The organism is Polaribacter tangerinus (genome assembly GCF_038024095.1).
GTDB classification, from domain to species: Bacteria; Bacteroidota; Bacteroidia; order Flavobacteriales; family Flavobacteriaceae; genus Polaribacter; species Polaribacter tangerinus.
This window is the reverse complement of record NZ_CP150668.1, coordinates 1012653-1026119: the sequence shown is the minus strand read 5'-3', so window position 1 is coordinate 1026119 and position 13467 is coordinate 1012653. Positions and strand designations below refer to the sequence as shown.

Below are 13467 nucleotides of genomic sequence, written 5' to 3'. Positions count from 1 at the left end.
TTCCGTAACAAAAAACAATAAAGTTTAGGTAATTCTTGTTTTTTATGTTTTTATTTATAGATTTGGAAATCTAATATGTGCATCCATGAAAAAAATACTATCACTATCAATTTTTTACCTCCTTTTTTCTTGTAATAGTAATAGTGTTCAAAAATCTCAAAAACCAAATATCTTATTTATAGTTGTTGATGACCAAGGATATGCAGATTTTACTCCCTTTGCTATCAATGATTCAAACGTCGAAACTCCAAATATTTCTAGATTAGCAAAAAGAGGGAAAATTTATTCGAAAGCTTATGTTACAGCGCCTGTTTGTAGTCCTTCTAGAGTTGGATTTATTACTGGTAAAAATCAATTTAGATGGGATAAACCAGCAAGTTGGGGGCCTGGTCTTCCTGATACTGTTAAAACATTAGCAGAGTACTTAAAAGAAGTAGGGTATGCAACTGCCAAAATTGGAAAGAATGATTTGGGTAGAAATTTTCATAAAAATAATGTAAGAGAATATCCATTGCAGCATGGTTTCGATGAGTTTTTGGGTTTTAGTGCTCATGCACACGATTATTGGGCAAATTCTCAAAAAATAAAAGATATTACACCCGATCCATATGGTACAAGTGCTTTGCTTGGCCCACTTATGCATAATATGACTACAAAAAGTTATGATGATGGCTATTTAACTGATATTTTATCTAAAGAAGCTGTTTCTTATGTGAAATCTAGAGACACCAAAAAGCCTTTCTTTTTAATGCTTTCTTTTAGTGGTGTTCATCATTTAATTCATCAAGTTCCAAAAAAATATCTAGATAAGTATAATGTTAAAGAAATACCGAATTATCATCCAGATAGTTTGGTTGCTTTTGGAAAAAAGAAAGCAGGTACTTATGCGGCTTATTATGACAAATACTCTAGAGTTGGCGCCATTAATTCTGAAGACTTGAGAAAGTATTATTTAGCAAATCTTAATAATTTAGATGACAATATAGGGCGTGTTTTAGATGTTTTACAAGAAGAAAAAATAGAAAAAGAAACCATTATTGTTTTTATTTCAGATAATGGAGGTTCCCCATTAACAGGGGCAAATAATAGGCCATTAACAGGTGGAAAATATGCACTTTGGGAAGGCGGAATTCGAGTGCCTATGGCATTGGTGTGGGAAGAGAAAGTAGCTCCAAATTCTAAGGAAGATAATTATGTTTCGGCAACTGATATAATGCCAACATTAGCAACAGCAGCTGGAGTTAATTTAACAGATTCTACAATTGATGGTGTGAATTTATTGGATGAGATTGATAAAAATAGATTGTTAGTATGGAAATGGCAGAAAAACTGGGCTGTAAGAAAAGGGGATTGGAAGTTGACAAATGCAGTAGAAAACCATTGGAAAAGTGAGCCTACACAAATGTACATTGCTCCAATTGTTAACAATAAAGAATTGAAATTATTCAATCTTAAAGAAGATGCCGGAGAGCGAAAAGATATTGCTGCACAATACCCAGAAAAAGTAAAAGAGTTACAAGAGGCTTATGAAAATTGGTATGCCAATAATTTCGGAAAGTTTTAATACTTAAAAACTAACATTTTACATTAAAATTTAAAAATAACATTTAAAAATGAGCAAATATATTTTAGCTTTAGATCAAGGAACAACCAGCTCGAGAGCCATTGTTTTCGATAAAAAAGGAACAATTAAATCTGTTGCGCAAAAAGAGTTTACTCAAATTTTTCCAAAGCCAGGTTGGGTAGAGCACGATCCTGTAGAAATTTGGTCTACTCAAGCAGGAGTTGCTGCAGAGTCTATAGCCATGAAAGGTCTAGAAATGCAAGATATTGCTGCTATAGGAATTACAAATCAACGAGAAACAGTAGTTGTTTGGAATAAAAAGACCGGAAAACCTGTTTACAATGCAATTGTTTGGCAAGATAAAAGAACAGCCAGTTATTGTGATGCTCTAAAAGCAGCTGGAAAGTCGGAAATGATTAAAGAAAAAACAGGGCTGGTTATCGATTCTTATTTTTCTGGAACCAAAGTAAAGTGGATTCTCGATAATGTTGAAGGAGCTAGAGAAAGTGCAGAAAACGGAGAGCTTCTGTTGGGTACCATCGATTCTTGGCTAGTTTGGAATTTTTCTAAAAAACAACGTCATATTACCGATGTAAGTAATGCATCAAGAACGTTGCTATTTAATATAAATTCAATGTCTTGGGATGATGAATTGTTAGCATTATTTGATATTCCGAAATCTATGTTGCCAGAAGTTAAACAGTCTAGTGAAATATACGGACATACAAAATCAACTTTTTTTGATTGTAATATTCCTATTGCAGGTATAGCTGGCGATCAACAAGCAGCATTGTTTGGGCAAATGTGTACACAAAAAGGGATGGTAAAAAACACCTATGGAACAGGTTGTTTTATGTTAATGAATATTGGAGATACTCCTTTAAAATCTAAACACAACTTGTTAACCACTGTTGCGTGGAAAATCAACAATAAAACAACTTATGCATTTGAAGGAAGCGTTTTTATTGCAGGTGCAGCTGTGCAATGGTTACGAGATGGATTAAAAATAATTAGAAATTCTTCTGAAGTCGAAACATTAGCCAACACTGTTCAAGATGCAGGAGGTGTATATTTTGTCCCCTCTTTTGCAGGTTTAGGAGCGCCTCACTGGAATCAGAAAGCACAAGGTACAATTTTCGGAATTACAAGAGGAACAACAGATGCTCATATTGCAAGAGCAACATTAGATGCGATTGCTTATCAATCGATGGATATTTTAAAAGCCATGGAAGCAGATGCTAAATTTTCTATAAAAGAGCTTCGTGTAGATGGTGGCGCTACGGTAAATAATACACTAATGCAATTTCAGTCTGATGTATTAAATACTAAAACAGCCAGACCAAAAGTGGTAGAAACTACTGCGATGGGAGCAGCTTTTTTAGCTGGTTTGGCAGTTGGATTTTGGGAAAGCGAAGATGAAATTAAGCAAATTTGGGAAATAGATAAAGAATTTAGCCCGTCTTTAGAAAGAGAGAAAATTAATACAAATATTAAGGGGTGGTATAAAGCAATAGAAGCTTTGGAATACTGGACTAAATAATTAAAAAAAATAAATTTAATGACACCATTTATAGCCGAGTTTATAGGCACATTTTTATTAATACTCCTCGGTGGAGGTGTAGTTGCAAACGTAGTTTTAGAACAAACAAAATCAAACGATATAGGTTGGATGGTAATAACTACAGCGTGGGGTTTTGCTGTTTTTGTAGGGGTTTCAGTTGCGGGTCCTTACAGTGGTGCACATTTAAACCCGGCTGTGAGCATTGGTCTGGCAGTTGCAGGAAAATTTGAATGGGCACTTGTTTTACAGTATGTATTAGCACAGTTTTTAGGAGCAATGCTAGGCTCGTTTTTTGTTTGGATAGTGTACAGAGATCATTTTAAAATTACAGAAAACGGCGAGTTGAAAAGAGCTATTTTTTGCACTTCTCCAGCTATAAGAAATTATACAAATAATTTTATAAGTGAAGTTATTGGTTGTTTTGTGCTTGTTTTTGTAGTGCTTTATTTTACAGGAGCTACTTTGTCCGACACTGTTAATGGAGATGTTCCTATTGGTTTAGGGTCTTTGGGAGCAATGCCTGTAGCTGTTTTAGTTTGGGTTATCGGTTTGTCTTTAGGAGGTACAACGGGCTATGCAATAAATCCTGCTAGAGATTTAGGCCCTAGAATTGTACACGCAATTTTGCCTATAAAAAATAAAGTTTCTAGTGATTGGAGCTATTCTTGGATTCCTGTAATAGGACCTATTTTTGGTGCAGCGTTAGCGGCAATATTATATTTAATTTTAACTCCATAAGAAACTAATTATTTAATTTTAGATTAATCTAAGAATATATGTTTTTAAAGTCTTTTATTGGTTCTAAAATTTACAGTCTTTTTTTCTTTTTGTGCTGTGTTTCATCTGTTTTGCTATCGCAAGAAATTCCACCTATTATAAAATTTCAACCAGAAGATTACCACTCCGAAAACCAAAATTGGGCTGTAACACAAAGTAATGATAAGTTTATTTTTGTAGCAAATAACGAAGGGTTATTAGAGTACAATGGTGCAGATTGGAAATTGTATCCCTCACCAAATAATACTATAATTCGTTCTTTACTCTCTGATGATAAACGAATTTATAGCGGAGCTTATATGGAGTTTGGTTATTGGTTAAAAGATAAAAGCGGAGTTTTAAACTATACCTCTCTGTCAAAACTAATAGAAGATAAACTAGTTGAAGATGAAAATATTTGGAATATAAAAAAATACAATAAATGGGTTTTATTTCAATCATTTCACCGTGTTTATTTTTACAATACGGTAACAGAAGAAATAAACTTTATTACTGAAAAAGATAACTATTACAGAATTTTTGAGGTTGATAATACTATCTATATATTTAAGAAAGATGGAAATTTAGTTCAGTTAGAAAACGGACTTCAAAAAGTAATTGCATCTTTTCCTAAAGAGTATAATGTAAAGTTAGTTTTAAGTATTTTTAAGATAGAAGGCAATGTTTTTGTGCTCACAAGAGAACAAGGTTTTTTTAAAATTTCTGGACAAACTTTTGTAAAATGGGAAGTTCCAATAAATAATTGGCTTAAAGATTATCAAGTTTTTTGTGGAATTCAGCTAAGAGACGGTAATTTAATGCTGGGTACAATATCAAATGGTATTATATATGTTTCTAAAAATGGGGAGTTAATTAATAAAATTGACCAGGCAAATGGCTTAGCTAACAATACCGTTTTAAGTTTGTATGAAGATTTTCATGGCAATGTTTGGTCTGCACTAGACAACGGTATTAATTGTTTAAATGTGCAATCATCCATTCGAGAGTTTAATGATGATAATGGGCAGTTTGGAACAGCCTATGCAACTATTAGACACAAAAACACTATTTATATTGGAACAAATCAAGGATTATTTTACAAGTCTATTGATAAAAATGAATCTCTAAAGAGGGTTGTAGGAATTAAAGGACAGGTTTGGTCTTTGTTTAAAAGTGGAGACGATTTGTTTTGTGGTCATACTTCTGGTGCTTATTTGATTACTAATTTTAAAGCGTCTAAAATTACAGACTTTTCGGGAACTTGGAATTTTAGAGAAATCCCCTCTCGTCCAAATTTATTATTGTTAGGGCATTATTCAGGATTAAGTGTTCTAGAAAAGGTAAATAATAAATGGAGGTTTAAACACAAGATAGAAGGGTTTAATAATTCTGCTCGTTTTTTTGAATTTGTAAATAAAAATACACTGTATCTAAATCATGAATATAAAGGGGTTTATAGGTTAAAATTTACTAACGATTACAGTAAAATTCATAGTTCTAAATTACTTTCTAACATTCCAAAAGGAAAAGGTTCTGGCTTAACAAAATATGATAACAAATTGTTGTATAGTTATCAAGAAGGAGTATTCGCGTTAGATTCAGTTTTAGATATTTTTAAAAAAGATTCAGTAGCAAGTTTGCTCTTCTCTAAAGAGGAATATATTTCTGGTAAATTAGTTGCAGACTCAAACGGAAAATTATGGTCTTTTAATAAAAGTGCTATTGCATACTTAAATAAAGGACTTGTTAAAAATGATGTTTCGGTCAGTTTTATTCCTATTCAAAACTATCTAAGGAAATCTACTGTTAGTTTCGAAAACATATCAAATATTTCTAAAGATTTGTATTTGTTAGGTAAAACAAATGGCTACTTATTGCTAGATTTAAATAAACGTAAGGCGGTAAGCCACCGTATTTATTTAAACGAAATTCTTGTCAAAAATAATGATAGTTTATCCATTCCGATTTCAGAAAAATTAATCCTACCCTTCAAAGATAATTCGCTTATTTTTAAATTTAGTAGCCCTGTTTACAGCAAATACGAATTTGTTAATTACCAATATAAATTAAACGACAATGAATGGGTAAGCCTCGGTAATGTTTCTGAGTTAGATTTTGAAAACCTCTCTTTTGGAAATTATAAAATTGCATTTAGATCTTTAATAGGAGGTGAGTATTCAGAAAATACGTTCCCTTTTTCTTTCGAAATAAGACCACCTATTTATTTCACCAAAATGGCAGTCGCCTTGTACGTTTTAATTTTTCTATTTTTAGCTTTTTTTATTCATAAGGTGTATAAGAAGTATTACAATAAGCAAAGCCAAGAGTTAATGAAGGAAAGTCTCAGAAGATTTGAAATTCAAAAAATTCAAGCAGATAAAGAGGTTATTAAATTAAAGAATGATAAGCTGAGTCAAGAAATTGAAGCTAAAAATAGAGAATTAGCTATTTCTACAATGAGCATAGTAAAACGAAATGAGTTTTTACATAGTTTGCGAAAAGAATTGAAAAAAAACACCGATTTAAAAGAGGGTAATGAAGTGTTTAAACTGATAGAAGAGAATCTTAATAGTTCTAAAGATTGGGACTTTTTTAAGGAGGCTTTTAATAATGCTGACAAAGATTTTTTAAAGAGGGCAAAAAAATTGCATCCTAATTTAACACACAATAATTTAAAGTTCTGTGCCTATTTAAGACTAAATTTATCATCAAAAGAAATTGCACCATTGTTAAATATTTCAGTTAAAAGTGTCGAAATAAGAAGGTATCGACTGCGTAAGAAACTTAATTTATCGCATGAGACTAATCTGACCGACTATATTTTAAACATTTAAGAGGTGTTTTTTATATCTACAAACTCTACATTACCTCTACATTTTTGATTTTTATACTTTCTCTGAGTTTTTTTTTAAATTTAATTGTAGACTACAAACTCATTAAAAATAGGGTATTTAAGCTATAATGTATAGTTAATATGGTTGTAGTTTTTTTGTAAAGGTAATTTTTTGTGTACTTTACGTTTAATATACATAGATTTGACTTAAAGTTAATATTCTAATTAAGCCTTGTTTTATTGCTTGATATTAATATTGCAACATAATTCAAATTTAAAACCAAATTATAATGCTAAAACTAATTAAAAAAAGAAAACAACTGGTGGTGTCTTTTTTATTCGTTTTTGCGATTAGCCTTCAAGCTTTCGCTCAAAAAACTGTAAAAGGAACCGTGTTAGATGAAAGTGGTATGCCTTTACCAGGGGCTTCGGTATCTGTTAAAGGTACCTCTAATGGAACATCAACAGATTTTGATGGTAAATTCACTTTATCCGTATCAAATGAAGCTAAATTACTTGTAGTTTCATATGTAGGTTACAAAAGAAAAGAGGTTCAGATAACTTCTGCATCTCTAAGTATAACCCTAGAAGTTGAGGCCAATTCTTTAGATGAAATTATTGTTGTTGGGTACGGAACCCGAAAAAAAAGCGACTTAGTTGGTGCGGTAGCAAAAGCTAATTTATCTAAAGCAACTGCTACACCAACCTCTGACGTAACAGAAATGTTAAGAGGTAGAATTTCTGGTTTAAAGGTAGACGTTGGAGGTGGTTCTTTAAGACCCGGAGGAACTTCAGAAATTTTACTTAGAGGTAGAAGTTCTATCGAAGGAAATGTGAGTGGAATTTATGTGGTGGATGGAATTATTAGAGATGGTGGTATAGAAGATATTAACCCAGATGATATAGAATCTATCGAAGTGTTAAAAGACGCATCAGCTCAAGCCATTTATGGTGCTAAAGGTTCTAACGGTGTAATTTTAATTACTACTAAGAGAGGAAAAAATAATAAGGTATCTGTTTCATATCACGGATTCTTAACTACTAAAAGAATTGAAAGAAATTTTGATGTTTACAGTGGTCAGGAATTTGCACAGTTAAGAAGAGAAGCGGTAAGATCTACTAATGCAAACGATGAATATTCTGATGATTCGGATATTTTTAGTGCTATTGAACTAAACTCTATAGCAAACAATGAGTTTGTAGATTGGGAAGATGAGCTAATGGCGCCAGGTGTTGTAAATAGCCATGCCTTAAGTATAATGGGTGGAACAGAATTTACCAAAGTATACGCAGGTATTAACTATTTTAGAGAAGAGGGAATAATACCTTCTTCTACATATACAAGAAAAAACTTACGTTTAAATATTGACCAAAAGATAACAGATAAAATTTCTGCTAGGTTTGATATTAATATTTTAAATGATTTTTCTGAGAGAGCTGCTAATGTAAATGTAATTACTACTTCACCTTTAGGTAGAGCTTACGAAGATGATGGTTCTATAAGAAGATTTCCGAGTGGAGAAGACGGAACGGCAGTAAATCCATTATGGAATTTACGTGAACAGCAACACGATGAAAAAGGGAACGATTTTGTAATAAACTTTATTCCATCTTATCAAATTACAGATAACTTAAAGTATCAGTTAACAACTTCGTTAACCAGAAAAACTTCAGAGAGAGGTCAGTACCAATCTTCACTTAGTAGTGCAGGTGTAACAGATAGAGGTGTAGCAAGAATAGACAATCAGTTGAGAGAGGCTTTCTTTGTAGAGAATATTTTGAACTACGAGAAAGAAATCGATGAAAATAATATTTTTAACTTAACCTTGGCTCAAACGATAGATGAGAACAATTTTACACAAACGTTTACAGAGGGAAGAGGTTTTCCTAATGAAGATTTAGGTTACAATGGTATAACCAATGCTATTGGTAATGTGTCTGTTGTTAGAAACGAATCTACAACTAGAAGTTTATCTTATATGGCTAGAGCTCGTTATAATTTATTTGATAAATACCTTTTTACCGCAACGGTAAGGCGTGATGGTTCTTCTGTTAATGCCGAAGATTTTAAATGGACTAATAACCCAGCGGTAGCATTTGCTTGGAAAATGCAGAATGAAAGTTTTTTACAAGATGTTAAAGAAATTCAGGAATTAAAATTAAGAGTAACTTATGGTTCGTTAATCAATTCATTAAGTAGACCATATACCTCTTTATTTACAGCAACAGGTCAGAATTATATTTATGATGGTCAAACAGCTTCTGGTTATTCGCCATCTGTAGTATTGCCAAACCCAGCTTTAGATCATGAGAGAATAACAACTTTTAACGTTGGTTTAGATTTTTCTTTGTTTGATAGATTGCTAACAGGTAGTTTTGAATATTATGATGCCAGAACAACAAACTTATTATTACGAAGAGGAGTGCCTTCTATTACAGGATATCAGTACACTTTCTTTAATGCAGGAGAAGCGCAAAATAAAGGTATCGAAATAAGTTTAACAGCAAATTTAATTAATAACGATAATTTTAAATGGTCTGTTTCTACCAACTGGTCTAACAACAGAAATAAATTATTAGAACTTTATGATGACGGTAATGGAGACCCAATTTTACAAGATGATGCTTATGGGTACTTCGTAGGGCAGCCAACCAACGTTATAAGACAATATCAATTCGACGGAATATGGCAAGTTGGTGATGATTTTGCCAATGCGCCTCAAGCAAATCCAGACTCTGCTTTAACTCAAACAGATTTAAGACCTGGAGATATTAGAATAAAAGATACTAATGGTGTAGATGCAGATGGAAACCTAACAGGTGTGCCAGATGGTAAAATTACCCAAGAAGATAGAGTTTTTGTGGACCCTAATCCAGATTGGTTTGGTTCTTTCTCTTCTACAATGAGCTATAAAGGTTTCGATTTATTTGTTGATTTTTATGCCGTGGAAGGTGTTCAAAAAGTAAACCCATTTTTATCCGACTTTAATAATGGAGGAACTATTTCAGGAAAATTAAACGGTGTAAAAGTACCTTACTATACTCCAGAAAATCCATCAACAACTTTTCCAAGAGCAAACTTTGATGCAGCGCCTCAATACTTAAATTCTTTAGCATTAAAAGATGCATCATACTTAAGATTAAGAACAGTAAGTTTAGGATATACTTTGCCAGGAGTATTAACATCTTCATTAAAAGTAGATCAAATAAAAATGTATTTAACGGGTACTAATTTGTTTACAAATACAGATTATATAGGATATAGCCCTGAGGTAAATATTAGAAGTACATTTTCTAATGCAGATACTGGTTATCCAGATGCGAGAGCGGTAACGTTTGGTGTAAAAGTTAAATTTTAATAAAAAACATTATGAAAACAAATAATATGTATTCGAAAATTAAAAAAAGTATACTACTACTTGCAGTTTTGTTTCTAGTGGTTTCTTGTGAAGGTTATTTAGATGAGCAACCAGGAACCCTAATAGACTCTGGCTATGTATACAATACAGAAGAAGGTTTAAAGTCTGGTGTTGTTAGTTTGTATAAGTTCAATAGAGACAGATACGACACTAGAGTAGAAGATTTTATGGGAGCTGTTTTAATGCAGTCAAGATCAGATTTAGCATTTAGTAGAACTGGGTATACCGGTTTAATGGGAAGATATCAAAGAGGAATATCTCCGGTAGATTTTGGTGCAAACTTAGCGTCTAGATTATTTTGGAAACATTTCTATAATTTAGCAAGTAAAGCTACAGACATTATTAACGCTGCAGAAGTTGTAGAAGGAGTAGATGCTGCAACAAAAAATAAAATTATTGCAGAAGCAAAATTTTTTAGAGCACATGCATACTTCTATTTGTATAGAATGTACAACAATATTTATGTAACTACAGAGTCTGTTACTGTAGAGAATGCTTTCGATTTAATTGAAACAAAATCATCTAAAGAAGAAATTTTTAACCTTCTAAGAAATGATCTAGATTTTGCTATTGAGCATTTAGATTGGAATGTTACATTTGGAAGAGTTTCTAAAGGAACAGCTAAACACGTAAGAGCAAAAGTAGCAATGTGGGAAGGTGATTTTGAAGAAGCAAAAAATCAGGCACTTGATGTTATAGAAGATCCAATGAGTCCTCATGCTTTAGTAGATGAAACTAAAGATGTTTTTGCAGGAGATAGAAATCACTCAGAACAATTGTTTGTAATTCAATCTCAAGATGATGTTATAGGAGGCGGTAATACCACCATGATGAATGCGAATTTTGTAACACAGTATTTTCAAATTCCAGGAATAGAATCGAATATTGAGCAAGGTGGTAGAGGTTTTTCTAGAGTTTTACCAAACAGATATTTACAAGATTTATTAGCTGCAGACCCAAATGATACAAGAGATGATAATACTTATTTTAGGCTAAATTACTATTATACTTCTGGGGCAAATACAGGGCAATTAATAGATATTTATAAACCTATTACTCCTGCAAATCCATCTGGTGTTCAATATCAAAGATATTACCAAAGGTTACACCCTTCTTGTATTAAATTTGCACAAGAAGATGATGAGCCAGAGTCTTATTTACAAAGAAGCAATATTATGGTTTACAGGTTAGCTGAAACTTATTTAATTGCAGCAGAAGCAATTATGAAAACGACAGGAGATCCATTGCCATATATTAATGCCATTAGAAAAAGAGCAAAAGCTGCAGAATTAACCTCAGTAGATGAGCAAGCTATTTTAGATGAAAGAGCTAGAGAATTAGCATTTGAAGGACAAAGATGGTTTACTTTAAAAAGAATGGGGCAAGCAGTAATTAATCGTCAAATGAGAAATTATGCAGGTGATGGCAATTTCTTTCCTGCAAATTTAGGCGCTAAAGATCCAAGAACAAATTGGCAAGACCATTTTATTAACTGGCCAATTTTTCAACAAGATTTAGATTTGTTAGGTCCTAATTATCCTCAAAACGAAGGATACAACTAACCGTCTAATTTTAAACAAAAAAATAGTTCATTTTTTTGATCATAATAACCCAAAAGGTGTTTAGAACTCAATAGTAAAATTATTTTATGAAACTATTTTAAGTCAGTATCGAAATAAATAAAAATTTATTTCGATACTTTCTTTTTTTGATAACGATTTAGAAATTCTGTAATTAAAATATTTCACCGCCAATGCGAATTTATTGTATAGTATTATTATCCTCCTTATTGTTTTCGTGTTCCAACATAACGAAGTCTGAAAGGCTTCCTTTTGCAGACAATTCTGTTGTAGCACATCGTGGAGCATGGAAAGAAAAAAAACTACCTCAAAACTCTATTGCTTCATTAAAAGAAGCTATTAGATTAGGTTGTTTTGCTAGTGAGTTAGATATACGAATGACAAAAGATACTGTATTGATTGTAACACATGACAAACAGTATAATGGATTCACTATAGAGGATACTAATTACAAAGAATTGGCTAAGAAACCACTTTCTAACGGAGAGATTTTGCCAACTTTAAGAGATTATTTAATTGCTGGAATGACCAATAATAATACTACTAAACTTGTATTAGAAATTAAGCCAACCTCCAGTAAAGAGAGAAATATTTTAAAAACAGATAAAGTTTTAGCATTGGTAAATGATCTGAATGCAAGTAATTTTGTAGATTCTTATATTAGTTTTGGATTCGATATTTTACAAAGAGTTGTTGCTAAAAATCCGCAATTAAAAACTCAATATTTAGATGGCTACAAATCGCCAGAAGTTTTAAAGCAAAATGGCATTACAGGTTTAGATTACGTATTGTATAAAATTAAAAATAAACCAGAACATATAAAAAGCGCTAAAGAATTAGGAATTACTTTAAACGCATGGACAGCTAATTCTGTAGATGATATAGATTGGTTAATTGCCAATGACTTTAATTATATTACTACTAACGAACCTAGTCTGGTATTAGAAAGACTAAAAAAATCTCCTTTAAAAAATGGCTATGAGTTAGTTTGGAGTGATGAGTTTAATTATTCTGGAAAACCTGATGATACAAAATGGTCTCCAGAATATGGTTTTATAGCAAATAAAGAAGAGCAATATTACACCGATAGTATAAAGAATTCGCGTGTAGAAAAAGGCAAATTAATTATTGAAGCCCACAAAGAAACCATTAAAAACAAAGATCATGGCAATCCTGATTTTTTGAAGAAAAGTTGGAAAAAATATGCTGCAGAACGTAAAGTTGGTAAGTATACCTCTGGCAGATTAACAACAAAAAATAAAGCTGCATGGAAATATGGTAAAATAGAGGTAAGTGCAAAATTACCAAAAGGTAGAGGTATGTGGCCTGCAATTTGGATGTTGGGAGAAAATAAAAATAAAGTAGGATGGCCAGCTTCTGGCGAAATAGATATTATGGAGCATGTAGGTTTTAATAACGATTCTATTTTTGGAACCGTACATACTAAAGCATTTAACCATATGAAAAATACCCAACAAGGAAAATCTATATTTATAGACCAGCCAAACGATACATTTCATATTTTTGGACTAGAATGGACGCCAGAAAAGATGGATTTTCTTTTAGATGGTGTAGTTTATAATACATTTGTAAATCAGCATAAAACTTCTGCAGAATGGCCTTTTGATCAGAAATTTTATTTGATATTAAATGTTGCTGTAGGAGGAATGTTAGGTGGTAGAGAAGGAATTGATGACACTATTTTTCCGCAAAGAATGGAAGTAGATTATGTTAGAGTTTTTCAAAAAAAATAA

The 13467-nt window shown here is 32.0% G+C and carries 7 protein-coding genes; all 7 read left to right on the top strand.

Going from position 1 to position 13467, the window contains the following annotated elements; translation table 11 throughout:
* Positions 1-85: 85 nt before the first annotated feature.
* The 7 genes from WHD54_RS04555 to WHD54_RS04525 all read left to right on the top strand — a co-directional run bounded on the left by WHD54_RS04555 (position 86) and on the right by WHD54_RS04525 (position 13467).
* On the top strand, positions 86-1564 hold the full coding sequence (locus WHD54_RS04555; RefSeq protein WP_088324363.1) for a sulfatase family protein: 1479 nt from the start codon (positions 86-88) through the stop codon (positions 1562-1564).
* A 49-nt stretch (positions 1565-1613) separates the two neighbouring features.
* Positions 1614-3104, top strand: a complete 1491-nt coding sequence (glpK, locus tag WHD54_RS04550) for a glycerol kinase GlpK (RefSeq protein WP_088324364.1) — start codon at positions 1614-1616, stop codon at positions 3102-3104.
* 9 nt (positions 3105-3113) lie between these two features.
* A complete protein-coding gene (locus WHD54_RS04545; protein ID WP_317043156.1) occupies positions 3114-3863 on the top strand; it encodes an MIP/aquaporin family protein in 750 nt (249 codons plus the stop codon).
* A 38-nt stretch (positions 3864-3901) separates the two neighbouring features.
* Positions 3902-6715: a helix-turn-helix and ligand-binding sensor domain-containing protein gene (locus WHD54_RS04540; protein ID WP_088324366.1), complete on the top strand. Its 2814-nt coding sequence runs from the start codon at positions 3902-3904 to the stop codon at positions 6713-6715.
* A 289-nt stretch (positions 6716-7004) separates the two neighbouring features.
* The gene (locus WHD54_RS04535; protein WP_088324367.1) at positions 7005-10073 is read left to right on the top strand and encodes a SusC/RagA family TonB-linked outer membrane protein; all 3069 of its coding nucleotides are present in this window, start codon (positions 7005-7007) and stop codon (positions 10071-10073) included.
* An 11-nt stretch (positions 10074-10084) separates the two neighbouring features.
* Positions 10085-11695, top strand: coding sequence for a RagB/SusD family nutrient uptake outer membrane protein (locus WHD54_RS04530; protein WP_088324368.1), 1611 nt, complete (start codon positions 10085-10087; stop codon positions 11693-11695).
* Positions 11696-11886: 191 nt separating this feature from the next.
* The gene (locus WHD54_RS04525; protein ID WP_088324369.1) at positions 11887-13467 is read left to right on the top strand and encodes a family 16 glycosylhydrolase; all 1581 of its coding nucleotides are present in this window, start codon (positions 11887-11889) and stop codon (positions 13465-13467) included.